This window comes from Streptomyces sp. NPDC051662 (assembly GCF_040681655.1).
Lineage (GTDB): Bacteria > Actinomycetota > Actinomycetes > Streptomycetales > Streptomycetaceae > Streptomyces.
Genome location: NZ_JBFAZD010000006.1, coordinates 137,837 through 161,833, shown reverse-complemented (window position 1 = coordinate 161,833; position 23,997 = coordinate 137,837). Strand labels below are relative to the sequence as shown.

The following is a 23,997-nucleotide window of genomic DNA, read 5'->3' as shown; positions in this document are numbered from 1 at the left end:
AGGAGAGGGGGACAGGGCGGGCCGAGTAGCCGCCTACCAGACGCGCAGACAGCCTCGCCGTACCCCCGCCGTCACAGATGAAGGCCGTGAGGCGACCGCACCCCCGCCGAGGGCGGACGGGGGGCTGGCTGCTGCCGCGAAGTGGCAGGGCGCCGTGTGGTCGCTCCGCGTCGGTGCACGCGCATCGTGGCTTGCGCGCATGTCGTCACAACACAGCAGTGCGACCCCCACCCCGAAGGGAGGAGGCCGCACGGACGAAGTAGCACTAGCACCGGGGGCGCCTTCCCGGTACACGGCACTACCTCAGGTAGCTCTTGTGCACGTAGCCACGCGTCAGCTTGGGAAGCCCGCCCGCGCTTCGTTCCTTCAGTACTACGCCCACCCAGTTCGGGTTGTATGACGGAGCGAACGTCTCCCGGATGAAGACCCGATCCCCCCGATACAGCAGGCCCTTGACCCACCCGCCATAGCCAGGCTTCGACCGCAGCCGCAGCCCGTTCACCCCAACAGACTTGGTCGACCCGGCGGAGATCTTGACGGCACTGCCACTCTCCGGGGCCGGAGCAGCAGCGGCACCCGAGGCGGTCAGCCCCACAATTCCCAACAGCACAGCCACGGCCGCCGCCAGGGCCACACCCAGTTTGGTACGGATCTTGTGCATGATCAGCCTTCCACTCGCATGACGACGAACATCCGGCCCACTTGTCCGGCCGATCTCGTCCTAACGAGGCATGAGCATCGTCATTGCAGATGTGAACGTCAAGCAAATTTGCAAACTCGCGTCGCACTCTCACAGAAACGCCCTGTCCATGCGCCACGGATGGGCACACGTCCAGGGCGGATGGGGGGAGTCGACTACGAAGGCCACACAGGCCAGGGTGTGCCGAAGTAGTCCCGGTAGAGTTGATCGGCCATCGCAGTAACAGCTATCTGCTGCGGATCGAAGATCACGTAACTGTGCTGACCTGGATGATCCCGAAAGAGGGTGCAAACGCGATCTCGGCCGGGGTCTTCCCACTCGCAGTCAACTTGCCACTCAACACGCCTCAGTTCGCGGGCAAGATCCCAGAAGGCCCAAACCGACTCATACGGTTTCGCATTTCTTGCTTCGTCATCTCCGAGATAGACGGCGTGATCCCCTCCATGCTGCGCCGATAACTCGCATCGTAAAAGATCACTCTGCCGCTCAATGTTCGGGCTCAGTCGAACTTTGTACAGACAGCGGTACTCCATCTGCCCCTCTCTCCTGTCATGCGCTTGCTAGGTCTGGTCCCACCGCCGCCAGGAATCCTCTCGCACGGGCAAAGAATGAGGATTCCTGGCGGAAGCAGGATTCAGGCGTTCAGTTCACGATGTGCGCCAGAAGCAGCCCCAGGGCCACCCATGTGACAAGGACGAGGGACCACCACGTGACGCGCTCGACCCAATACGGAAGATGGCGATACCTCATACGTCCCCCCCGATTTTCCCGTTCGATCCAAAAGCGGCCATGCGCGGGACCGTGCGGCCGTCATGGTGATTCCGCATTTCTTCGTTGCATTCGTCTGCGGACACCAGGGCTTCGGGGTCGCCCTTACGGTCTGCCTCACGTTGCACCCTCAAGGCAGAACAAATCTCGCAGCCCGGAGCGGGTAAGGCGTCAGATGCCGAGTCGTAAGTTCCGGTCACTACCGAACTCCCTCGTCCGGGCTCCAACTCGCAATTCCCTCTGCCTCCATTGCGACCGCCCGAGCACGACGCAACGTACGCTTCAGTCCCGCCGCACGGTGGCAAAGCACCCCATGCCTACACGCAGGGCATTTCTCTACATGGGCAAGGAACATCTTGTAAGCGGCATCAGCCTGCTCTTCCAAATGCAGTGTGTCGCGTTGTGTTTCAGTGTTGTGTTGTGTTCTCGGCACAACACACGGTGCATGGCCGGGCCCGCTACCGCTCTCCGAGGGTTGCCGGATATCTTTCGTCATGTCGACGCTGGGCTCCTTGTCAGCGTTGGCCACGCCCCCGGGCCGGTCGGACGGCTGCGGGGGTCTCGAATCACCCAGCTAACTGGCAGGCTGAACAGCTGGGCAGTGGACCGACGTTGACTAAGATGGACAGTCAACAGTCAACAGTTCTTGGGACCAGACATGGACGGTTTCGGTGTTCGAGTCCGAGAGGCCCTGGTTGCACGGGGTCTCACGCTGCGCGGTGCAGCGCGGGAGCTTAGCTACGACCCCTCATACCTCTCCCGCGTCCTCAACGGACAACAAGTCCCATCACCTCAGCTAGTTCAAGCGCTTGACGCTCTGTTAGACATGGACGGAGAGCTGATCCGTATGGCAAAGGAGCGGAATGGGCCTACGGCCGTACCAGCACCGGCCGCCGCGCCGGACGGTTCGCCCTATGTTCGTTCCACGGTTGGTCATCTGCTGGACCACGACAGGCGTTTTGGCGGGGACCATGTAGCTTCAGCAGCAGTTCAGGTCTGGCGATCCGAACAACGAAAGCTGGATCTCACTCCCCAAGCAGACAAAGGGCACGTGAGTGCGGTATCAGAAATGGCTGAAGTCGCAGGGTGGCTTCTTTTTGATGCTCACCGATACGAAGAGTCCCGGCGAGCATTCATGGAATCTCAACTGTTGGCGCAGCAAGCAGGGGACAAGCCGATGCGATGGTTTGCATTGGACTTGTTGGCAATGCTCGATGTGCAGAGTGGGCGATCTGGCGAGGCGCTTCGCATTGCTGATGAGATCCTGACAGCCTCTCGGCTCCCTCAGCGTGTCGAACTTCTCGCTCGTACACGACGAGCCCGTGCCCTGGCCGAGGCTGGAGACAGGAGCCGGAGCCTGACCGAGATTGGCCGAGCGCTTAGCGATCTCCAAGATTCGATAAGCGTCCGCGATCCTACGTGGACATGGTGGGTGAACGAAACCGAAGTCATCGGACACCGTGGCGAAGTCCTGATGTCATTGGGTGATTACGCCGCAGCAATTCCCGACTTGAGTCGCGCACGCGAATCCACACCGGAGGGTCGAGGGGCGCTGTATTACTCCGTAGCGGAGTTGACAGCCTATGCCCGAGTTGGAGCGTGGCGGGAATGTGAGACGTCTCTGAACCGACTTCCGGCGCTGTTGGAATCGGTGTCATCGTCCCGAAGCAGGGCGCGCCTGTCTGCGACTGTGCGAGTGATCGAACGTGACGGACCCGCATGGGTTGCTGATCTATCACGTGAGATCGCGACCCCACACGACTAGCCCCAGCTCGAAGCCCCACCCACCAGGGAAAACGTCTAGCGAGAGGGTTCACCCTCACGCCGCTGGGTAGACTGTACTTAGGCAAAGTGGCTGATCGTCAGCCTCGACAACACCATCCTCAACGTCGCCCTGCCCACCATGCAGAAGGAATTGCATGCCACGGTCGCCGGGCTCCAGTGGACGATCGACGCCTACACCCTCGTCCTCGCCTCGCTGCTGATGCTCGCGGGCTCCACCGCCGACCGGATCGGCCGGCGCCGGGTCTTCAAGGCCGGGCTCGTACTGTTCACACTCGGCTCGCTGCTCTGCTCCCTCGCCCCGAGCCTCGAAGCGCTGGTCGCCTTCCGCATGGTCCAGGCGGTCGGCGGCTCGATGCTCAACCCGGTGGCGATGTCGATCATCACCAACACCTTCACCGAACCGCGTGAGCGCGCCCGCGCCATCGGCGCCTGGGGCGCCGTCGTGGGTATCGCGATGGCGGCGGGCCCGCTGATCGGCGGAGTGCTGGTGGACACGGTCGGCTGGCGGTCGATCTTCTGGATCAATATCCCCATCGGGATCGCCGCGTTCGTCCTCACCTGGCGGTATGTCCCCGAGTCACGCGCCCCGAAGCCGCGCCGCCCCGACCCCGTGGGACAGCTGCTGGTCATCGGCGTACTCGGCGCGCTCACCTACGCGATCATCGAGGCTCCCGTGGCGGGCCTGACCTCACCGCTGATCCTGTCCTTCGCCGCCGTCGCCGTCCTCTCGCTCGCCGGGCTGCTGCTGTACGAGCCGAGGCGCGCCGAACCACTGATCGATCTGCGCTTCTTCCGCAGCGCGCCGTTCAGCGGCGCGACGGTCATCGCGATCTGCGCCTTCGCCGCGCTCGGCGGCTTCCTCTTCCTCAACACGCTCTATCTGCAGAACGTACGCGGCCTGTCCGCGCTCCACGCCGGGCTGTACATCCTGCCGATGGCCGCCATGACCTTCCTCTGCGCCCCGCTCTCGGGCCGGCTCGTCGGCAGCCGGGGCCCGCGTCTGTCGCTGCTGGTCGCGGGGGCGGCGATGACGGCGAGCGGGGTGCTGTTCGCCGTGTTCGAAGCGGAGGGGACGACCACGCTGATGTTCACCGGCTATGTGCTCTTCGGCCTCGGCTTCGGCATGGTCAACGCGCCGATCACCAACACCGCCGTCTCCGGTATGCCCCGCTCCCAGGCGGGCGTCGCCGCCGCCGTGGCCTCCACCAGCCGGCAGATCGGCCAGACGCTGGGCGTGGCCGTGATCGGCGCGGTGCTGGCCGCCGGCACGGTGGGAGCCGTGGGCTCCGCCTCGTACACGTCAGGGTTCGTGTCGGCGAGTCACCCGGCCTGGTGGATCATCACGGCGTGCGGGCTGTGTGTCCTGCTGGTGGGGGCGCTGACCAGCGGCGCCTGGGCGCGTGGGACGGCATACCGTACGGCGCGGCGCCTGGATCCCGCCGCGGTCGGCGGCGAGGGCGCCATGCGCGAGGCCACTCAGAAGTGGACGGGCTCCAACGGGGACATCTGAGCGGACGCCTGAAGCTTCTCCAGCCGGAGTCCGGTCTCCTCGTCCACCGGGACATAGCTGACCAGCCGGGGCCCCGCGGACGGTCCGAGCCAGAGGTTGGTGTGCTCCAGATTGAGCTGTCCCACCTCGGCGTTGTTGAACCTCTTCGTCCTGTCCCCGACCGGGGTGACCACTTCGTGCCGCTCCCAGATCTCACGGAACTCGGGCGAGGCCGCGCGCAACCGTCCGAGCAGTGTCTTCCAGGGAGGCTCCGCGAGGTGCTCCGCCATGGAGGCGCGGAACTTGGCCGCCATGATCCGGGTCGTCTCCTCGCGATTGCCGAGGGAGGCGCGGAAGTCCTCGTTGGTGAAGGCGAGCCAGAGACAGTTGCGATCCTGCGGAGGCACCGAGTCCAGGTCGCACATCATCACGCCGTACGTGCGGTTGTACGCGAGGATGTCGTACCGGCTGTTCTGCACACACGACGGGAACGGCTCCAGCCGCTCCAGCATCCGCCGGATCGCGGGCGTGATGGTGGGGCACGGCGTCCCGGGCGCGGGATCGAGCGCCCCGGCCAGCGCGAAAAGATGCGCGCGCTCACTGGGGTCGAGGAGGAGGGCGCGGGCGAGCGCGTCGAGGACCTGCGCGGAGACCTGTATGGGCCGCGCCTGTTCGAGGGAACTGTTCATCCCTTGGGACATGTCCGGCGTCACACCGCCTGAACTGTCCGGGGCAGGTCCCTGGAGAAACCCTTGCGCTCTAGCGTCCGCATGAAGCCGAACACCGCCGCAACTGCGCTGGTCAGCGATGCCAGGCAACCGACACCCTTGAAGGAGGGTGTGAAGACATTTGCCCCTGCCAGGGCGCTCACGTCTCGTGCTGGGGACGTGCCGCCCGTTGTGACTAGGAAGCCCTCCCGCTCCAAGAGCGGCGTGACCCGTGAGACCTCTGCCTCTGTCCGTGCTGAGCTTGCGTTCAGTCTCCGCCTGTCCCGCTCGTCTGATGAGTCGTCGTCGCTGGACGTCCAGCTTCGCGCCTGCCGTCTCAAGGCTGAGGCGCTGGGCTTCGATGAGGAGACCATTGCCGCTGCCGTGGCGAACGCCTACGTGGACGACGGCGTATCGGGCGGGTCGGCTCTTGAGGCCCGGAAGAAGGGCATGGTCCGGATCATGGCGGACCGTCCCGCCGTGGTCATCGCGTGGAAGCTGGACCGGTTCGCGCGCTCCGTCCGGGAGTTTCAGAAGCTCTTGGACTGGGCCGACGAGAACAGTGTCCGACTGGTCACGTCGGACAGCCTGTTGGACTCCGCCGACAAGTCGGGTACCGGGCGGCTGATCGCAACGATCATCGCGGCCGTGGCGGAATGGGAACTGGGCATCATCACGGACCGCAGCGAAGCCGCCCACGAAGAGCGCCGCACTCAGGGCCGCTGGATTTCCGGTAAGGCTCCATTCCCGTACAAGGTTGAACGCCGGGACGGCAAGGCGTACTTGGCCGAAGACCTGGATGCGTTCACCCTCGTGCGTGAGCAGATAGCCAAGCTCCTTGAGGGCGGCAAGGGGGCGACACTGGCAGGTACCGCGCGGGCACTGCCCATCGCTCGTGCGCAGTGGCGCAAGCTCCTTCGCGGCGTGATGCTGCGCGGGTGGCGCGAGCACGACGGGGAGCTTGTCACCGAAGCAGACGGAGTGACCCCGGTGCAGTTCGGGCCTGAGGTCATCGACGCCGCGACGGCCAAGCGCATCCGGGACCGACTCAAGGAGCTTGAGGCCGGGGAGCGGGCCGAACGAATGGATGCCCCGTGGCTTGCGGGCATGGTGGTCTGCGCGTGCGGCGCGAAGATGAACGGCGGGCAGTCCAGTCGTAGGAAGCCGCTCTACAAGTGCAGCGGTGGGCACGGCTCGATCATGGCTGATCGTGTTGAACCGCTGGTCTTCGCAGACTTCCGCAAGGAGCACGGGAACACGCCGCTGTACGAAGTCACTTACTCCGGCGGCACCGATCACAGCGGGGAGCTTGCCGACCTGGAAGCCAAGATCCGGCGCGGGAACGCGAACCTTCTTCTGATGGATGCCGACGACGCGGCAGACCTCCGCGCGCTGGTGTCGGAACTCAAGGCCACGCACGCCCGTCTGAGCGCGGAGCACGCCCCGGAAGTCACCGAGACATGGACGCTCACGAACACGCTGCTGTGGGAAGCGTGGGACCAAGCCACTGAGAACCAGCGGCGAACGATGCTCGCCAATCACCGGTGCAAGGTCACCGTCCACCCCGCCGGGCACCCTGGCGGACGCGTGGTCATCGACTGGGAGCCCGTGGCGCACACGGGTGAAGTCGAGTACGAGACGGCCGCGTAAGCCCGTCCAGCGGCCCGTAAGGCCCCGTTCCTCCATGGCGGAGGGGCGGGGCTTCGTCGTGGCGGGAAACCCTTGCGCTCCAGAGACGGCAAGGACAGGCCATCGACTCGCTACACGCTCTTCGAGAACGGCGAATCACGGCAGAACACCACCGGATCGTTCCGGGGTTTCTCCGTGATTCGCCGTTCCCTTTCTCGACTTACGCCGGATTTCAACGAAGGGACCTCATGGATACGCCGAGATTCGCCGCACTGCTCACCATGCTCCGAGAAGCGGAGGTAGCCGCATGGGATCAAGTGCGCGGCACCGACGAACGGACTGCGGCCCTGCACGCGCTCATAGCGGGGGCTCTCCGGGGCGCTGAGGCACTGCGGGCGGGAGAGCTGTGCGCGGGCCCGGAATGCGGGCTCAGCGTCGAGTACAGCGGCATAGGGCGACCGGCCCGGTATTGCTCGAAGCGCTGCCGAGATCGCGCCGCCTACCGGACTGCCCGTCAGCGGGAGAGAGGGGGATCTTAGTTGGCTTGTTACTTATTTCTATGACGCATAACAGTAATCCATCTATCCCCTAAGAACTCACAAGCAAAAGCTAGAGCCGTTACTACGTCATCTGTTTCGTGTCTCCGGCTTACATCACATGGAGGTCTGCCCACGTGGGCTACTACGACAGCGACAACCATACCGATGAATGCCAGCACTGCGGGGAACCGCTGACCGGACGGCAAGAGCGCTACTGTTCCGCCGCTTGCCGACAAGCCGGATTCCGGGAGAGCAGAAGGCCACGGCGTCGGCTTGCCCTGAAGCCGTGCCCGCTGTGCGGTGACTCGTTCTTGGCAACCTACCCGCTCAAGAAGTTCTGCGACTACGAGAGCGAAGCCGAACGCGACTGCCAAGACGCGCAAGACGACTTGGAAGAGGCGGAATTGATTGCCGCCGTGGAACGCGAGGAAGCCGTTTGCGCGCACTGCGGTGAGCCTGCCGGGTGGTCGGGGCGTGGTCGCCCGCGCCGCTTCTGTTCGAATCGCTGCAAGACCGCCGACTACCGCAAGCGCAAGATCGCCTGATCACCGACTCACGCGAGTCACTGCCCCGGCTTCACCGATCCGGGGATTTTTCATGCCTGAAGACTGGAGGAGACCCGTGTACTGCAACCCAACTGGCGTGACTGAGAACGAGATTGACGGGCTTATCGACACTCCCGACGAACTGACGGAGCACGTTGCCCCGGACGTTCGGCGGGCTTGGATGGAGTGGGATACCGCCCGCTACATGCAGGGTGAGAGCGGGGCCGTGGATGTGCGCGCTGGGTTCGCCCGTGGCGGATACCGCCTGATAGCTGACCCGTTCCGCCCCTTGTGGGAGTTCCCGCCCGCGCTGCGTAATGACGTGCTTCGCTCTCGTCAGATCATCCGCCGCCGTGAGGCCCGTCCTATGTCCTGGGTGACGAAGGGCGGAACTATCCGTGTGGTGGGCGGTGTGAAGGTGTTCACGGGTGAGTGCCGGGTGTGCGGCGCGACCTATGAGGAGAAGCGCCCGGAGGGACAGAAGCGCCGTTGGCCGCTGATGTGTTCCGACGAATGCAAGGCGGAGCGGAACCGTCAGCGTAAGCGTGAGTGGGCGGCGAAGAACCGTGCTTCTTGTGATGCCGCGTAGACCTTTACTAATACAAGTGAGGGGACGTTCAAAATTCCCCGCTAACCCGCAGCCGGCGACCCCATTCAGGGATGGTCGGCTTTCTTGTTCCCGGAGGAAGGAAGCACGTTGTCTCACGCAGAACAGGCACGCGCCCACATGGTGAAGCGCGACGAATACACAGACCTTCTCAAGAAGTTGGACCTTGACCCGGCGACGCGTTCGCTGTCTGCCGCTGAGCGCAGGACGGAAAGCGAACTCCTTGACGGCATCGCCAAGGCTGACGGAGCGGTGAAGCGGCACCTTGAGGCGGCTGCCGCCGAAGAGAACGCGATGCGCGCCACGTCCCCACTCCAGCTCATGGGCACCACCCGCAAGCACGAACCGAAGGAAGAGCGCATGGCTGTCATTCCGGGTGAGCTTCTGGCCCGCTCTGTAGAGATCTCCCGGGGCATCACCACGCCGGGAACGAGTAAGGCGTTTAGTCCCGAAGAGGCGGCAAGGAAGTTCGTTGACCTTCTGGCCCCTCAGTCGGTAGTCATGGCGTCTGGCGTGAACCGGGTCACGACGAATGCCGAGACCTACTCGTTCCCCGTGATCCGCTCCGATTTCACGGCCGGTTTCGTGGGGGAGCTTGACGACCTGCCGACCGGTGGGTTCGGGGCTGAGCCGCTGAAGGTGACGCCGAAGAAAATAGCCGCCGCTGACATATTGGCGAACGAGCTTGTGGAGGACGGGGGTTCGGCGTTCATGGACCCGGTGGCCAAGTCGCTTATGCGGTCGGTCTCGCTCGGGTTCGACCGTGAGGCGCTGATCGGAACGGGAGCCAACAAGGGGTTCGTGGGTGTCGCGAACACGCCAGGAATACAGACCCTTGAAGCCAAGGGTGGTTTCAAAGACCTTGACGCGTTTGTTGCCGCATTCGGGAAGCTCGAAGCGGTCAACTCGAAGGCCACGGCCGTGGTGATGCACCCGACCACATGGGCGGGCCTTATGGCGCTGCGGGAAACCTCCGGTTCGCTGAAGCCGCTTCTGAGCGAGTCGGCTGGTTCGCCTACCGCTGGCATTCAGCGTGCGATCCTGGGGGTTCCCGTGTGGATCTCTTCGTTCATGCCGGGCACGGATGTTCTCGCCTATGAGGCGGACCAGATCTTTGCCGTATGGCGCAAGGATGCAGGATTTCAGATCTCCGATCAGTTCGGCTTCCTGAAGGACGGAACCGCCGTGCGCGCTATCGCTCGTGCCGCTATCGCCGTTCCCAACGCGTCCGCTGTCGTAAAGATCACCGTTACCGCCTAAGAGGAGTTCTCCACCATGTCTTACTTCAACACCGATGAGCCGACCGTGACCCTTCGCATGACCGGTTACATGAGCTACGGCCCGACCACCGACGGCGTTCCTTCTCAGGTGCTTCAGAACGGCGAGACGTACGACGTTCCGCAGAGTGAGGCTGAGTGGCTTCTCTCCGCTGAGCTTGCCGAAGTGGCCTGATTCCCTTGTTCGTTGAACTGCTCTCAGGGGTGCGCATTGACCGTGTACCCCTGGGGGTGGGTATGTGCATTCAGTGCCCCGATGACATAGGGGGGTACCTTGTCGAGAAGGGGTGGGCGCGCAAGAGGGTGGCTGCCCAAAAACTCAGCGACGGTCGGACGCTGATTGCGTTTAAGGTGCGTGAGATTCCGGGCACGGCTGAGGAGTTGAGCGCCTGGCCGTCGTGGATGCGCCCGGCGTGGATTCGCCCCGATGGTCGGGCAGTGCCCAGCGGAGACGACAGGCCACACGTTCCCGTGCGCTGCCGCACCTGCCAGCGAATCGGCTACCGACTCAAGGAGCGCTTGCTCACAGATGCGCGGCGGGATGAGCGCTCGGATTGCTTGATCATCGAATGCAAGCGATGCACTCCAAGCGACGCAGACGCATGAATGCGACGCGTTCTCAAATTTCCCGAAGGGCAGCCGCCGGCGGGGCGTATGCGGGTCGAAAGTTCCCAGTCAAAGCCGCTGGCGATCCCGGGTCCAGCTCGGAAAACGCGTCCGTAACGAACACGCCCTTCGCCGTTGTTCGTCTTCCCTGAAAGGAGGAATCCCTTTGAAGGTCATCACCTGCCAACACAAGCCCTGCGGAAAGCCGTTCGGTAAAAACGCCGACGCACGTCAGCGGTACTGCTCTGCCGCCTGTCGAGTCGCCGCATCACGTGCCCGCAAGGCGACAGCACCCAACGGCAGGCTTGCCACCGTGACGGCGCTGAACGCCCCTGAGAGTGCTCCGGAACGGCTGGACGACGTACGGGCACTCTGGGAGTCCTTGATCCGGCAGGTGGCCACTGACGGCTTCATGGTCATCGGTGCCAGCGGGCTTCCCGTTGCTCATCCCGCGCTGAGGTACTTCTCCGCGCTGCACTCTGCGATGCGCGACCTTGAGACCGGTACGGAGTCCAGCGACACGGAAAGCCCGCTCGAACAGATGCAGCGCCTTGCCCGGCAAGCCCTGGACGACTACGACGAGGAGCACACGACGTGACTCTTCAACATCCCGTGAGTCCCGAACTCGCCGCGTTGGCTTGTCGGTTGGGCGACGCGATCGACCCGCCAACGCATCCCCTGTGGGTGCCGTTCGCGGGTCTCTTCGCTGCGGAGCTGGGCCGTGTGCCACTGCCCACGGATCTCTTCGCCTGCATGGTCTGCCCGTGCCATTTCTGACCCTGCCTCGATGACTGCCCGTGCTGGGTGGTTGTCGGGGGCTTCGGCGTTGGTGGCAACACGCGGACTGAAGATCGTTTATTCCAAGACACGAATAGTCGCGTTCCGTCATAGACACGTCTCCGTGACCTGCCTAGCGTCGTCCCTGAGGGTCGGGAGGTGCCCGGCCAGAAGGGGGCCACGGTGACAGGCAGGGAACGCCTTACCCGTCTCACGGGAACGGTCAACGGGCCAAACTGCGATGACGATGACTGCCCCAACGTGTATGCCACGGAGCGCGGCACGTTCGTGGTTCAGGGGGACGCATACGGGGGTTTCGTGGTGCCGGACGGCGAAGGACTCGTAGAGATTCCTGAGCACATTCTCAGGGAGGCTGTGCGTGCTCTCGGATGGTGAGTGGCGGAAGGTTTTCGACGCCTTCCAATACGATGCATGGCGTTTTGAAGCTCAGCCGACCTACACCATGCCGCGCGAGACTGAGAACGTGGCCCGATTTCTGCGGGGCGAAGAAAAACCCGCTGACCACAACGCCAAATGGCACTCGCGTGTCCAGGGTTTCTGTGAAGCAGGCAAGAAGATCGGGCGCGTGCGTGTCGTGCGGCATCCGCTAACTGACTACCAGCGGTACCAATTTGCGTGGGGCATCCCTGGGAACATCGCGGCGGGTGAAGACATTCGAATTCTGGATGTCACGCACGATGACTATGGTCTTCCCGTTGGCGGGCAAGATTGGTGGATGTTCGACGAGTCCACCATTGTTCATCTGAACTTCCGGCCGGACGGAACGCAGATCGGCCGCGAAATACACGAAGGCGATGTGGAACAGTTTCGCGCCTGGAAGCGTACGGCTCTCGCTGTAGCAGTCCCGTTCGCTGAATACGTGAAAGAGCACGGGTGACGCTTGAGCCAGAACAGTTGGGCCGGTCGAAGGCTGACCTAGCTGAAACTCTACGCGACTTGCGGAAGCGAGCCGGTCTCACTGGGGACCGGCTCGCTAAGCGTTGCGCAATGAGTCAGTCGAAAATCAGCAAGATTGAGACGGGTAAGACCACGGCTTCGCTCATAGACGTCGAACGCATATTGCGGGCCGTGGAGGCTCCTCCGGAGCTTGTCAGTGAGGTCATGGCCCTGGCCCGGATGGCCAACACTGAGTGGCAGGACAAGCGCTCATCTTGGCGCAGGGGCCTTGAGAAGCGGCAGGCGGAGCTAGCAGCGCTGGAATCTGAGTCAACAGAAATGCGCTACTTTCTGCCGTCCATGCTGACCGGCCTTTTGGCCACACCTGAGTACGTGAGGGCAAGCCTCACTCATTCTCCGGGGGACAAGGCTAAGACCGTCTCCCGTAAGCTGGAACGCCAAGCCATCTTGTACGACAGGTCAAAGAGGTTCACCTTTCTGCTCACTGAGCAGGCGGTTAGGTGGCCTGTCGTTCCCCCTTCAGCGATGGCAGTTCAAATTGATCGACTCACGTCACTTTCCCGACTGCCCAACATTAGCATTGGCATACTTCTGGACGGAGTCACCATTCCGCGCGGGCCGTTGAATACCTTCACCATCTACGACGACCGTCTAGCGACTGCCGAGACCTTTACGGGCAGGATCGTTTTTCAGGATGGCCGCGACGTAACTCAATATCGAGAAGTCTTCGACATGTATGCCGGATTCGCGGTCTACGAGAACGACGCCCGTGATTATCTAGCCGCACGGGCGCAGTCCCTCTTGCGTGATCTTTAGGCGACAACGGGAATTATTCTGAGACTCCGCCAAACGCTCCTCTACCTTGAGTGCAACACGGAGAGGGCGGAGGGGGAGACGTGGGCAAGCGGGAAAGCGACACACGGAACGTGGTGCGCGTGCTGCCGTGGAAGACAACGGACGGCAAGCAGTGCCTACTTCAAAGCGACGACGCCGGGGGCGTGGTCAGCCGCCTTGCTGACGATATGGAGGCGGCACAACTCGGCATCGGGGAAAAAGTTCTTCACCACGCTCACGAGCTGTTGGCCAACCCGCGCGCCGGAGAAGGCGAATTGCGGTACCTGTCACGCCAGTTGAGCGAATGCCTGGGGGATGCCCTGAGAGTCGCTGAGAGCCGGGGGGACCGTCTGGGAGTCGGCGTCATCGAAGACGACCAGGACGACGGCGAGGAAGGCCCGGAACTGCTTGCGGAGGCGTTCGGATGACCACCCGCGCGGTACTGCGCTACGTGAAGCACACCATGCGGCGGCATCCTCAGTTTGAGGTCACGCACACCGCCCGATGTCTTGCCGCTGACTGCATGTGGCAAGTCGGGCCGACCGACGACGGGGGCCTTGCCGACGATGCCGCCATGGCCCACACGGGCCGCAACGCTGATCACGACAAGTTCGAGCGGAAGATCGAGTTCGTGGCTGAGGTGATCCGCGCTGATTGAGACTCCGGCCCGTTGGACGACGGTGAGCAAGACAGTCCAGCGGATCGGACGGCGACGCTCCCGATCGGATCAGCCTTCGTGCAGGGACAGGACGTGTCCCGTCTGAGCTGACGTGCTCAGGCACTCGCCCCGGTCCGCCCCTTAACTGGGATGCCGCTCACGCGGTGAGGGCGTAGCCAACGGCCCCGTCGTGCACTACCCCGGTGGTGTGCGACGGGGCTCCTTGCTGCTCAGACGAACGCCACCCGGCACGTATCCCAAGGGGTGTACCTTTCGAGCCAGGTGTACCAGGTGACACCGACAGCGGAGAGCTGGGCGACCTCCTCGCGCCGCAGCCCGGGGGTACGCCGTCGGCTGCCCCGGTCGAGCCCGACCTGCTCGGGCATGATCCGCTCACGGCGACTGCGCAGGAACCCCGCCAGTTCGTGCCGCCGGATATCGCTCTCCTGCCCGGCCTGTGCGGTGGTGGTACTCATAGCCCCAGGGTGCGCCATGCCTCAGCCTGTTGCCAGGTGGTGCCACTACCAGCATAAGAACGCCCGGCCACCGGGCTGACGGGCCCGCGCGCCCCGAGCCCGGTGACAGCGTGGCCCGGTGGGGACCGTACGACCGCCGTCACCAGGCGTCTCGCGGTGTTGCCCGTGCTTCAGTCTCGCTTCGAGTGCGGCTCCACCGCGGTGTCGGGGCCCGGCGACACGATCGATTCGTGACCGTTCTCGGCGCGCACCTTGAACGGAGGCGAGCCGTTCGGCCCCAGCACCTCCACGACTTCCACGATCCGGTCGTGCTTGCCGACCACCCGGCCGTGCATCACGAGACGGTCGCCCTTGCTTGCTTTCATCATCACTCCAATGTCACTTGACGTAACCGAGAGTGTACGAAGCGGCCGGTACGGTCGCCCTCGGTGAAGGAGGGTGTCGCGCCTCAGCCCATTGCCGGGTACTCCGAGTACCAGGATAAAGACACTCTGGTACCAGGGTGAGCGATGAACGATGGTCGATGGAGTGAGCAGAGCATTCGCGTCCCTCCGGAAAACATCCACCGCGATGGCACCGTCCGCCGCCGAGGCACCCTCCGGCGGACCGCCCGTCATCCATGACCACGGGTCCGTGCTCGGCACTCTCGGCCTGTTCACCGTGCTCCTCGGCGCGGCGCTTCCGCTCATCGACTTCTTCATCGTCAATGTAGCTCTGCCGACCATCGATCACGATCTGGCCGCGGGCCCCGCCCTGCTGGAGCTGGTGGTCGCCGGGTACGGGCTCTCGTACGCGGTGCTGCTCGTTCTCGGCGGGCGGCTCGGGGACATGCTCGGCCGACGACGGCTCTTCCTCATCGGCATGGCGGCCTTCGGCATCACCTCGCTCGCCTGCGGCCTCGCACCGAACGCCTGGACGCTGGTCGGCGCCCGGGTGGCGCAGGGCGCCGCGGCGGCACTGATGCTGCCGCAGGTACTGGCCACCATCCACTCGGCGACGAACGGACCGCGCCGCGCGAAGGCGCTGGGCCTGTACGGCGCGACGGCCGGGCTCGCGATGGTGGCGGGCCAGATCCTGGGCGGGGTGCTGGTCGCGGCCGATATCGCGGGGAGCGGCTGGCGGGCGATCTTCCTGGTGAATGTGCCGGTGGCGCTGGTGGGTCTGTTCTTCGCGGTCCGTTCGGTCCCGGAGACCCGCTCCCAGCGGCCGGCGCCCATCGACACACCCGGGACGGTCCTGCTGGCCGCCGCGCTGGTGACGCTCCTGGCGCCCCTCACGGAGGGCCGGGCCGCCGGGTGGCCCGCCTGGACCTGGATCTCGCTCGCGGCCTTCCCGATCGTGTCGTACGCCTTCGTACGGGTGGAACGGCGGGCCGACCGGCGGGGCAGGACCCCTCTCGTACCGCCGAGTCTGCTCGCGCTGGTCACGCTCCGGCGGGGGCTGGCGCTGATCGTGCCGTTCGGGATCGGGTTCGGCGGCTTCATGTTCGTGATCGCCGTCGCCCTTCAGCAGGGTCTGCGCATGGGCCCGGTGGACGCCGGGCTGACGCTGGTGCCCATGGCGGTGGCGTTCTTCGGGGCGTCGCTGGCCGGACCGCGGCTGATCCGGCGCTACGGCAGCCTGGTGGTCACGGCGGGCGCGGTGTTCCAGACGGCCGGGGTGGCGCTGCTGGCGCTCGCCGTATGGGGTGGCTGGCCCTCGATCGGCGGGCTTGACCTCCTGCCGGGCATCGCGCTGGCCGGTCTCGGCCAGGGCTTCCAACTGCCGGTCATCATCCGCATCGTGCTCTCCGACATACCGACCGAGCGGTCCGGGGTGGGCAGCGGCGTGATGGTCACGGCCCAGCAGTCCGCGCTGGCGCTGGGGGTGGCGACACTGGGCTCGCTCTTCCTGACCCTGGCCGCCACGGCGGGGATGCGGGACGCCCTGGTGATCACTCTGCTGGCACAGCTGGGGCTGGTCGTCCTGACGGCGCTGCTGAGCCTGCGGCTGCCACGGAAGATCAGCTGAGCGGGGTTTGGACGAGCGGGTCGGCCGAGCGGGAGAGACCTTCATGGCCGTGGGCCCGGATCACCGAGGTGATCCGGGCCCACGGTCCCTGGCTTGAGTGCGTCAGTCCTGCGCGGCGGTGCCTTCGGCGCCTTCGGCCGCGTCGCCGCTCCGCTGCTCGCCGCCGTCCTGGCCGGCGGCGCGCTCACGCATCTTGCGCAGCAGCTCCTGCTTGTGGTCGGCGGAGGCCTTGCGGTTGGCGTCGCGCGCGGGGGCGCTGGCCTGCGGGTCGGTGCGGGCCAGCTTCTTGCGCTGTCCGCCGACGCCGAGAAGGTTGTTACGGCTTTTTGCCATGGGGTTCTCCCGAAGCGATGAGAAGTGATCTGCGGATTCGTCGGTGGGGGGCGGACTGTCGCCGCCGCGCTCTCACTCGTAGATCTGGAAGAACATGCCCGTGACGCTACCACCGGGCGGGGCCGGGACGTAACGCCTTTTTGGCGGACACCAGACACATGAACGGATGGGCGATGACAGATATTGAAATCTGTCATCGCTCATGTCATGGTTGTTCTGTCACTCAGCGATCCGCACGGAGGAACCCTCATGAACGCCATCGCCACGCGCCCCCTCGGCCGCTCAGGACCCCGCGTCTCCGCCCTCGGACTCGGCTGCATGGGCATGTCCGGCGTATACGGGCAGGAAGTGGACCGCGCCGAGTCCATCGCCACCATCCACGCCGCTCTGGACGCGGGCGTCACCCTGCTCGACACGGGCGACTTCTACGGCATGGGCCATAACGAGCTGCTGATCGGCGAAGCCCTGCGCACCGCACCGGCCGGCGCCCGCGAGCGGGCCCTCACCAGCGTCAAGTTCGGCGCCCTGCGCGATCCGGACAACGGATGGAGCGGTTACGACGGCCGTCCGGCCGCCGTGAAGAACTTCGCCGCGTACTCCCTCCAGCGCCTCGGCACCGACCACATCGACATCTACCGGATCGCCAGGGTCGACCCGGACGTGCCGATCGAGGAGACGGTCGGCGCCATCGCCGAGCTGATCCGGGCCGGGCATGTGCGCCATGTCGGGCTCTCCGAGGTCGGCGCCGACACCATCCGCCGGGCAGCCGCCGTCGCCCCGGTCGTTGACCTCCAGATCGAGTACTCACTGATCTCGCGCGGCATCGAGGACGAGATCCTGCCGGCCGTCCGTGAGCTGGGCATCGGCGTCACGGCGTACGGAGTGCTCTCGCGCGGACTGATCAGCGGGCACTTCACCCGCGACCGGCAGCTGTCCCCCACCGACTTCCGCGCCGTGAGCCCCCGGTTCCAGGGTGACAACCTTCAGCACAATCTCGGGCTGGTCGAGTCGCTGCGGAAGATCGCCGAGCAGAAGGGGGTCTCGGTCGCCCAGATCGCCATCGCCTGGGTGCTCTCGCGGGGAGAGGACATCGTGCCGCTCGTCGGCGCCCGCCGCCGTGACCGGCTGACCGAGGCCCTTGGCGCGCTGGACATCACGCTGGACGCCGACGATCTGGCCGCGATCGAGCGCGCCGTACCGTCCGATGCCGCCGCCGGGGACCGCTATCCGGCCGGTCAGATGGCGCACCTCGACAGTGAGCGCTGACGGGCGGTCCAGCGCCGACCAGTGCGGAGGAGCCGACCGGTGCGGAGGAGCCGACCGGTGCGGAGGAGCCGACCGCCCGCCGGAGGCCACCCCGTCGTCGGTCGGACCTGACAGGTAGTGTCATCTGTCGCATCCGCCGAACGAGCCATGAAAGGTCGGGCGCCCCATGGCCACCGAGCCCCTGACCGCAGAGCGCATCCTCGAAGCCACCGAGGAGGTGCTGCGCCGCTACGGCCCGGCGAAGGCGACGGTGGTCGATGTGGCACGGGTGCTCGGCGTCAGCCATGGCAGCGTCTACCGGCACTTCCGTACGAAGGCGGCGCTGCGCGAGGCGGTCACCGCGCGCTGGCTGAGCCGTACGGAGACCGCGCTGGCCCGGATCATGGAGGGGGAGACCGAGCCGGGCCCGGAGAAGCTGCGCGGCTGGCTGCTGGCGCTGTTCGACACCAAGCGGCACAAGGCCGGGGACGATCCGGAGCTGTTCGCCACCTTCTCCGTGCTCATCGACGAGAGCAGCGATGTGGTCGACGCGCATCTGACGGAGCTGGCCCATCAGCTCACCCGGATCGTCGAAGAGGGCGTGCGCGAGGGCGAGTTCATGGCGGTGGACCCGGCGAGCACGGCGGGGGCGGTCTTCGCCGCCACGGCCCGTTTCCATGACCCGGCGTACGCGCCGGAATGGCGAAAGCCCACCATCGACGCCGAGTTCACCGCCGTATGCGATCTGTTGCTGCGCGGGCTGCAGGCGGACTGACGGCCCCGCTCATGTCCCGTCAGTCCGCGGCCGGATCCACCGTCGCCTGGTGGGCCTCGGTGAGATGTTCCTCGGCCTTGAGCCAGGGCAGGAACTGCGCCCCTTTGCGCCAGCCGCAGGTGTCGCAGATCAACGACCGCTGCACACCCGCCTTCTGAACGCGTACGACATGCTCGCGCCCATGCTGATCCCATCTCCTGACCGTGCTGGTGGTCGTGGCCGGCATGATCCGTGCCTCCCTGGTAGGTCAGCGCCCAGTCTGCAACGAAGCCCCCGGTTCCGCGGAGGAACCGGGGGCTTCGAGTTACGAACGTGACCCGCCGTTCAGTGTGGGGTGTCCGCGGCTCTGGTCAGCGGCCGTCAGCAGCCGAGGAGCCGGGCGCCGAGGTAGCTCTGGATCTGGTCGAGCGAGACGCGCTCCTGCTGCATCGTGTCGCGCTCGCGCACGGTCACCGCGTTGTCGTCCAGGGTGTCGAAGTCGACGGTCACACAGAACGGCGTGCCGATCTCGTCCTGGCGGCGGTAGCGGCGGCCGATGGCGCCCGCGTCGTCGAACTCGATGTTCCAGTTGCGCCGCAGATCCGTCGCGAGCCCCTTGGCCTTGGGCGAGAGCTGCGGGTTACGGGAGAGCGGCAGCACGGCCACCTTGACCGGCGCGAGGCGCGGGTCGAGACGCATCACGGTGCGCTTCTCCAGCACGCCCTTGGCGTTGGGCGCCTCGTCCTCGTTGTACGCGTCGAGGAGGAAGGCGAGCATCGAGCGGCCGACACCGGCGGCGGGCTCGATGACATACGGGGTCCAGCGCTCACCGGCCTCCTGGTCGAAGTACGACAGGTCGTGGCCGGACGCCTTGGAGTGCGCGGAGAGGTCGTAGTCGGTGCGGTTGGCGACACCCTCCAGCTCGCCCCACTCGCTGCCGCCGAACTGGAAGCGGTACTCGATGTCGGCGGTGCGCTTGGAATAGTGCGAGAGCTTCTCGGCCGGGTGCTCGTACCACCGCATGTTCTCCGCACGGAGACCCAGGTCGGTGTACCAGTTCCAGCGCTGCTCCATCCAGTATTCCTGCCACTGCTCGTCCTCGCCCGGCTTGACGAAGAACTCCATCTCCATCTGCTCGAACTCGCGCGTGCGGAAGATGAAGTTGCCCGGAGTGATCTCGTTCCGGAAGGACTTGCCCATCTGCGCGATGCCGAACGGCGGCTTCTTGCGCGAAGTCTGCTGCACCTGGGCGAAGTTGGTGAAAATGCCCTGCGCGGTCTCGGGCCGCAGATAGGCGATGGAGCCGGAGTCCTGCGTCGGGCCGAGGTGGGTGGAGAGCAGACCGGAGAACTGCTTGGGGTCAGTGAACGTCCCCTTGTTGCCGCAGTTGGGGCAGTTGATGTCGGCGAGGCCGTTCTCGGGGGCCTTGCCGTGCTTCGCCTCGTACGCCTCCTCCAGATGGTCGGCGCGGAACCGCTTGTGACAGGAGGTGCACTCGGTGAGCGGGTCACTGAAGGTCGCGACGTGGCCGGACGCCTCCCAGACCTCCGTGGCGAGGATCACCGAGGAGTCGATACCGACAACGTCCTCGCGCGAGGTGACCATGTAGCGCCACCACTGGCGCTTGAGGTTTTCCTTCAGCTCGACTCCGAGCGGCCCGTAGTCCCAGGCGGCGCGCTGACCACCGTAGATCTCACTGGACGGGTAGACGAAGCCACGGCGCTTGCTCAGGTTGACGATGCTGTCGATCTTGTCGGCGGCCACGGTGCTCTCTTCATTACGACGACGACGAACGGCGAATGCTTCAGATTAGCGGCGGCCGCACCCCTTGGATCAAATCGGTGCGGGGTAAGAGAGATCTCCGACCCTTGTTGACAATCGTTTCCACTTTTGTTGAAAATGACAGTCATGAACGCAAGACGTCTGATACCCACCGCCACTCTCGCCGGCGCGGTCACCCTCGGCCTGGTCGCGCTGTCCGCCTGTTCCTCCTCCGACGCCGCCACCGACACGAAGAACGGCGGGGCACTCGCGGTGACCGCGTCGTTCTATCCCATGCAGTTCCTGGCCGAGCGAATAGGCGGCGACCACGTCTCCGTCAGCACGCTCACCAAGCCCGGCGTGGAGCCGCACGACCTGGAGCTCACCCCCCGGCAGGCCGCCCAGCTCGGTGAATCCGATGTCATCCTCTATCTCAAGGGCATCCAGCCCGCCGTGGACGAGGCCATCACGCAGTCCGGTGTGAAGAACACCGTTGACGCGGCCTCCCTCACCACGCTGGAGAAGCACGGCACCGAGGTCGGCCACTCCCACGAGGACGGCCACGCCGACGATCACGCGGCCGAGGAGAGCCACTCCGCGGGCGAAGAGGACGCCCTGGCCGGCAAGGACCCGCACATCTGGCTGGACCCGGTGAAGTACGCCGAGGTCGCCAAGGGTGTCGGCGCCTCCCTGGAGAAGGCCGACCCGGACAACTCCGCCGCGTACCGGAAGAACACCGACGCGCTGGTCAAGGAGCTCGGCGGCCTGGACACCGCGTTCAAGCAGGGCCTCGCCGACACCACCACCAGGACTTTCATCACCACCCACTCCGCCTTCGGCTATCTCGCCGAGCGCTACGGTCTGACGCAGGAGGGCATCGCGGGCCTCGACCCCGAGTCGGAGCCCAGCCCCGCCCGGATGAAGGAACTGAAGACCATCGCGGAGCACGAGAAGGTCGGCACCGTATTCTTCGAGACGCTCGCCAGCGACAAGACCGCCAAGACCGTCGCAGCGGACTCCGGACTGAAGACCGACGTCCTGGACCCGCTGGAGGGAATTACGGACAAGTCCAAGGGCGATGACTACATCGAGGTCATGAACGCCAACCTCACCGCGCTGCGGACGGCACTCGGCGCGAAATGACACAGCCGACAGAACGGCCGACAGCGGTATCGGAGGCGCCCGACATGGCGACGGTGGAGAGCGGCCGGAACACGGTGGAGAGCGGCCGGAGCGCCGAGGCGGCGCGGCAGGCACCGGAGCGGGGGGCCGCGCCCGTCATCACTGTCCGCGACGCGCGGGCCACACTCGGTGCGCGCCCCGTGCTGCGCGGCATCGACCTCACCGTGCACAGCGGTGAGGTCGTCGCCCTGCTCGGCGCCAACGGCTCCGGCAAGTCCACCGCCGTACGCTCGGTGATCGGGCAGGTACCGCTGAGCGACGGCGAGATCACGCTCTTCTCGACCCCGTTGCGCCGCTTCCGCGACTGGGCGCGCGTCGGCTACGTACCGCAGCGCACCACCGCCGCGAGCGGGGTGCCCGCGACCGTCCGCGAGGTCGTCGCCTCCGGCCGGCTGTCCCGTACGAGGTTCGGCCTGCCCGGCCGGGCGGACCGGGCCGCCGTCGAGCGGGCCATCGGGCTGGTCGGGCTCACCGACCGCGCCAAGGACTCCGTGGAGGCGCTCTCCGGCGGCCAGCACCAGCGCGTGCTGATAGCCAGGGCGCTCGCCGCCGGACCCGAACTGCTGATCATGGACGAGCCGATGGCGGGCGTCGATCTGGCCAGCCAGGACATTCTCGCGGCCACCCTGCGCGAACAGGTCGCGGCCGGCACGACCGTCCTGCTCGTCCTGCATGAACTCGGCGCGCTGCGGCCACTGATCGACCGCACGGTGGTGCTGCGCGACGGCTGTGTGGTCCACGACGGGCCCCCGCCGAGGACCACCGAGCACGCTTCCCCGCACTCTTCGAGCGGGGAAGGCCCCGTGCCGGGCCACGGCCCCGATCCGCTGACCGATCCAGGCTGCCATCCGCACGAGGCCGGCGAGCCGCTTCGCACAGGACTGCTGACCTGACCATGGAAATACTCCAGACCGCCTTTATGCAGCGCGCGCTGATCGCGGCCGTACTGGTCGGCATCACCGCCCCCGCCGTCGGCATCTATCTCGTACAGCGCCGTCAGGCCCTGATGGGCGACGGCATCGGCCATGTCGCGATGACCGGGGTCGGTCTCGGCTTCCTGCTCTCCACCAGCGCGATCTGGACGGCGACACTGGTCTCGGTGGCCGGCGCCGTCACGATGGAGCTGATCAGGGCGTACGGCCGCACGCGCGGGGACATCGCGCTCGCGATGCTCTTCTACGGCGGTATGGCGGGCGGTGTCCTGCTGATCAACCTCGCGCCCAACGGCTCCAACGGCAGCCTCAGCACGTATCTCTTCGGCTCCCTGTCGACGGTGTCGCCGGCGGACGTGACCGCGATCTCTCTGCTCGCCGCCTTCGTGGTGCTGGTCACCGTGGGCCTGCGCCGGCAGCTCTTCGCGGTCAGCCAGGACGAGGAGTTCGCCCGCGTCACCGGACTGCCGGTGCGGGCGCTGAACCTGCTGATCGCGGTCACGGCCGCGGTGACGGTCACCGTCGCCATGCGGGTGGTGGGGCTGCTGCTGGTCAGCGCGCTGATGGTGGTGCCCGTCGCGGCGGCCCAGCAGATCACCCGGTCCTTCGTGGTCACCTTCGTCCTGTCCGTCGTGATCGGTACGGCGGTGACGCTGGCCGGCACGGTCACCTCGTACTACCAGGACGTGCCGCCCGGCGCGACGATCGTGCTGATCGCGATCGGTGTCTTCGTGGTGCTGACCGCTCTCGCGACGCCCCTGGCGAGACGCAGGGCCCGCGCGCTGCGGGCCGCCGAGGCCGCGGGCGCCCCGGACGTGGCGGCGCAGGACATGGACGTGCCGGCCGCGCGCACGACCCCGGGCGATGTCACGGTCTGACCGCGAGCCGGTCACGAACTGGCAGAATGGCCCGTGGGAAGCGGGCAACGCCCGTGGGATACGGGCAGAGGCAAGGAGGCACCTGTGACGACTGCGCCCAGCGGTGGATCAAGCGCGGCCCCCGTGCGCGGCCGATCGACCCGCCAGCGCGCCGCGGTGGCGGCGGCGCTCGACGAGGTGGATGAGTTCCGTAGCGCGCAGGAGCTCCATGACATGCTCAAACACCGTGGTGACTCGGTCGGTCTGACCACGGTCTATCGCACCCTCCAGTCCCTCGCCGACGCGGGCGAGGTCGATGTGCTGCGCACGAACGACGGCGAGTCGGTCTACCGGCGCTGCTCGACCGGCGACCATCACCACCATCTCGTCTGCCGGGTCTGCGGAAAGGCCGTCGAGGTCGAGGGCCCGGCGGTGGAGCAGTGGGCCGAGACGATCGCCGCGCAGCACGGCTATGTCGGGGTGGCGCACACGGTGGAGATCTTCGGTACGTGCGCGGAGTGCGCGGCGGCGGTCGCGAAGAACTAGACGAGTAAGTCCGCGTCCTGCTTCAGGCGCCTTGGTCGCCGTACGGGCTCGCATCAGCCCGT

Annotated in this window: 26 protein-coding genes and 1 pseudogene; 20 read left to right on the top strand and 7 right to left on the bottom strand. The window is 65.9% G+C overall.

Annotated elements, in window-relative coordinates; all coding sequences use genetic code 11:
- Positions 1–298: 298 nt before the first annotated feature.
- The gene (locus AB0M67_RS12680; protein WP_365745338.1) at positions 299–661 is read right to left on the bottom strand and encodes a hypothetical protein; all 363 of its coding nucleotides are present in this window, start codon (positions 659–661) and stop codon (positions 299–301) included.
- A 1,465-nt stretch (positions 662–2,126) separates the two neighbouring features.
- Between AB0M67_RS12680 and AB0M67_RS12675 the strand changes: the two genes are divergently transcribed.
- Both AB0M67_RS12675 and AB0M67_RS12670 read left to right on the top strand, forming a co-directional pair.
- Positions 2,127–3,233, top strand: a complete 1,107-nt coding sequence (locus AB0M67_RS12675; RefSeq protein ID WP_365745337.1) for a helix-turn-helix transcriptional regulator — start codon at positions 2,127–2,129, stop codon at positions 3,231–3,233.
- A 90-nt stretch (positions 3,234–3,323) separates the two neighbouring features.
- Positions 3,324–4,763, top strand: a complete 1,440-nt coding sequence (locus AB0M67_RS12670) for an MFS transporter (protein ID WP_365745539.1) — start codon at positions 3,324–3,326, stop codon at positions 4,761–4,763.
- Here the strand turns inward: AB0M67_RS12670 and AB0M67_RS12665 are convergent.
- Positions 4,730–5,431: an XRE family transcriptional regulator gene (locus tag AB0M67_RS12665; RefSeq protein WP_365745336.1), complete on the bottom strand. Its 702-nt coding sequence runs from the start codon at positions 5,429–5,431 to the stop codon at positions 4,730–4,732. The two genes, AB0M67_RS12670 and AB0M67_RS12665, sit on opposite strands and share 34 nt — an antisense overlap.
- Before the next feature lie 81 nt (positions 5,432–5,512).
- Here AB0M67_RS12665 and AB0M67_RS12660 point away from each other — a divergent pair, with 81 nt between their 5' ends.
- The 11 genes from AB0M67_RS12660 (at position 5,513) to AB0M67_RS12610 (ending at position 13,839) form a co-directional block, all read left to right on the top strand.
- Positions 5,513–7,099, top strand: a complete 1,587-nt coding sequence (locus tag AB0M67_RS12660) for a recombinase family protein (RefSeq protein WP_365745335.1) — start codon at positions 5,513–5,515, stop codon at positions 7,097–7,099.
- Positions 7,100–7,751: 652 nt separating this feature from the next.
- Positions 7,752–8,162 (top strand): hypothetical protein, encoded by a 411-nt coding sequence (locus AB0M67_RS12655; RefSeq protein ID WP_365745334.1) that lies wholly within the window; start codon positions 7,752–7,754, stop codon positions 8,160–8,162.
- A 97-nt stretch (positions 8,163–8,259) separates the two neighbouring features.
- Complete coding sequence (locus tag AB0M67_RS12650) at positions 8,260–8,751, top strand: hypothetical protein (RefSeq protein ID WP_365745333.1); 492 nt, start codon at positions 8,260–8,262, stop codon at positions 8,749–8,751.
- Between the two features lie 138 nt (positions 8,752–8,889).
- Entirely contained in the window at positions 8,890–10,029 is a 1,140-nt protein-coding gene (locus AB0M67_RS12645) for a phage major capsid protein (protein ID WP_365745332.1), read from the top strand.
- A 15-nt stretch (positions 10,030–10,044) separates the two neighbouring features.
- A complete protein-coding gene (locus tag AB0M67_RS12640; RefSeq protein ID WP_365745331.1) occupies positions 10,045–10,221 on the top strand; it encodes a hypothetical protein in 177 nt (58 codons plus the stop codon).
- Between the two features lie 597 nt (positions 10,222–10,818).
- Complete coding sequence (locus AB0M67_RS12635; RefSeq protein WP_365745330.1) at positions 10,819–11,250, top strand: hypothetical protein; 432 nt, start codon at positions 10,819–10,821, stop codon at positions 11,248–11,250.
- Between the two features lie 362 nt (positions 11,251–11,612).
- The gene (locus AB0M67_RS12630) at positions 11,613–11,825 is read left to right on the top strand and encodes a hypothetical protein (protein ID WP_365745329.1); all 213 of its coding nucleotides are present in this window, start codon (positions 11,613–11,615) and stop codon (positions 11,823–11,825) included.
- Positions 11,809–12,327, top strand: coding sequence for a DUF6879 family protein (locus AB0M67_RS12625; protein WP_365745328.1), 519 nt, complete (start codon positions 11,809–11,811; stop codon positions 12,325–12,327). The genes AB0M67_RS12630 and AB0M67_RS12625 overlap by 17 nt, the downstream gene beginning before the upstream one ends.
- A complete protein-coding gene (locus AB0M67_RS12620; RefSeq protein ID WP_365745327.1) occupies positions 12,324–13,163 on the top strand; it encodes a helix-turn-helix transcriptional regulator in 840 nt (279 codons plus the stop codon). Before AB0M67_RS12625 ends, AB0M67_RS12620 begins: the two co-directional genes overlap by 4 nt.
- Before the next feature lie 80 nt (positions 13,164–13,243).
- Positions 13,244–13,609 (top strand): hypothetical protein, encoded by a 366-nt coding sequence (locus tag AB0M67_RS12615; protein WP_365745326.1) that lies wholly within the window; start codon positions 13,244–13,246, stop codon positions 13,607–13,609.
- Positions 13,606–13,839 (top strand): hypothetical protein, encoded by a 234-nt coding sequence (locus AB0M67_RS12610; protein ID WP_365745325.1) that lies wholly within the window; start codon positions 13,606–13,608, stop codon positions 13,837–13,839. The genes AB0M67_RS12615 and AB0M67_RS12610 overlap by 4 nt, the downstream gene beginning before the upstream one ends.
- Positions 13,840–14,108: 269 nt before the next feature.
- Here the strand turns inward: AB0M67_RS12610 and AB0M67_RS12605 are convergent.
- Positions 14,109–14,315, bottom strand: a pseudogene (locus AB0M67_RS12605) (XRE family transcriptional regulator); the annotation flags it as partial.
- Positions 14,316–14,485: 170 nt separating this feature from the next.
- A complete protein-coding gene (locus AB0M67_RS12600; protein ID WP_351387673.1) occupies positions 14,486–14,680 on the bottom strand; it encodes a DUF1918 domain-containing protein in 195 nt (64 codons plus the stop codon).
- Positions 14,681–14,885: 205 nt separating this feature from the next.
- Here AB0M67_RS12600 and AB0M67_RS12595 point away from each other — a divergent pair, with 205 nt between their 5' ends.
- Positions 14,886–16,325, top strand: coding sequence for an MFS transporter (locus AB0M67_RS12595; protein WP_365745324.1), 1,440 nt, complete (start codon positions 14,886–14,888; stop codon positions 16,323–16,325).
- Between the two features lie 102 nt (positions 16,326–16,427).
- Here AB0M67_RS12595 and AB0M67_RS12590 read toward each other — a convergent pair whose 3' ends face one another.
- Complete coding sequence (locus tag AB0M67_RS12590; RefSeq protein WP_365745323.1) at positions 16,428–16,658, bottom strand: DUF6243 family protein; 231 nt, start codon at positions 16,656–16,658, stop codon at positions 16,428–16,430.
- Positions 16,659–16,907: 249 nt separating this feature from the next.
- Between AB0M67_RS12590 and AB0M67_RS12585 the strand changes: the two genes are divergently transcribed.
- Together AB0M67_RS12585 and AB0M67_RS12580 are read left to right on the top strand one after the other, a co-directional pair.
- The gene (locus AB0M67_RS12585) at positions 16,908–17,924 is read left to right on the top strand and encodes an aldo/keto reductase (RefSeq protein ID WP_365745322.1); all 1,017 of its coding nucleotides are present in this window, start codon (positions 16,908–16,910) and stop codon (positions 17,922–17,924) included.
- A gap of 166 nt (positions 17,925–18,090) precedes the next feature.
- Positions 18,091–18,678, top strand: a complete 588-nt coding sequence (locus AB0M67_RS12580; RefSeq protein WP_365745320.1) for a TetR family transcriptional regulator — start codon at positions 18,091–18,093, stop codon at positions 18,676–18,678.
- A gap of 19 nt (positions 18,679–18,697) precedes the next feature.
- On the opposite strand, the gene AB0M67_RS12575 is transcribed toward AB0M67_RS12580, so the two are convergent.
- Positions 18,698–18,904, bottom strand: a complete 207-nt coding sequence (locus AB0M67_RS12575) for a hypothetical protein (protein WP_129771042.1) — start codon at positions 18,902–18,904, stop codon at positions 18,698–18,700.
- Positions 18,905–19,038: 134 nt separating this feature from the next.
- Positions 19,039–20,421, bottom strand: coding sequence for a glycine--tRNA ligase (locus AB0M67_RS12570; protein ID WP_365745318.1), 1,383 nt, complete (start codon positions 20,419–20,421; stop codon positions 19,039–19,041).
- Between the two features lie 144 nt (positions 20,422–20,565).
- Between AB0M67_RS12570 and AB0M67_RS12565 the strand changes: the two genes are divergently transcribed.
- The 4 genes from AB0M67_RS12565 to AB0M67_RS12550 all read left to right on the top strand — a co-directional run bounded on the left by AB0M67_RS12565 (position 20,566) and on the right by AB0M67_RS12550 (position 23,935).
- Positions 20,566–21,561 carry a zinc ABC transporter substrate-binding protein gene (locus tag AB0M67_RS12565; RefSeq protein WP_365745317.1) on the top strand — a complete coding sequence of 332 codons (996 nt, stop codon included), beginning with the start codon at positions 20,566–20,568 and terminating at the stop codon, positions 21,559–21,561.
- Complete coding sequence (locus AB0M67_RS12560; protein WP_365745316.1) at positions 21,558–22,493, top strand: metal ABC transporter ATP-binding protein; 936 nt, start codon at positions 21,558–21,560, stop codon at positions 22,491–22,493. Before AB0M67_RS12565 ends, AB0M67_RS12560 begins: the two co-directional genes overlap by 4 nt.
- A gap of 2 nt (positions 22,494–22,495) precedes the next feature.
- The gene (locus AB0M67_RS12555; protein ID WP_365745314.1) at positions 22,496–23,410 is read left to right on the top strand and encodes a metal ABC transporter permease; all 915 of its coding nucleotides are present in this window, start codon (positions 22,496–22,498) and stop codon (positions 23,408–23,410) included.
- An 84-nt stretch (positions 23,411–23,494) separates the two neighbouring features.
- On the top strand, positions 23,495–23,935 hold the full coding sequence (locus tag AB0M67_RS12550; RefSeq protein ID WP_030354181.1) for a transcriptional repressor: 441 nt from the start codon (positions 23,495–23,497) through the stop codon (positions 23,933–23,935).
- Positions 23,936–23,997: the final 62 nt, after the last annotated feature.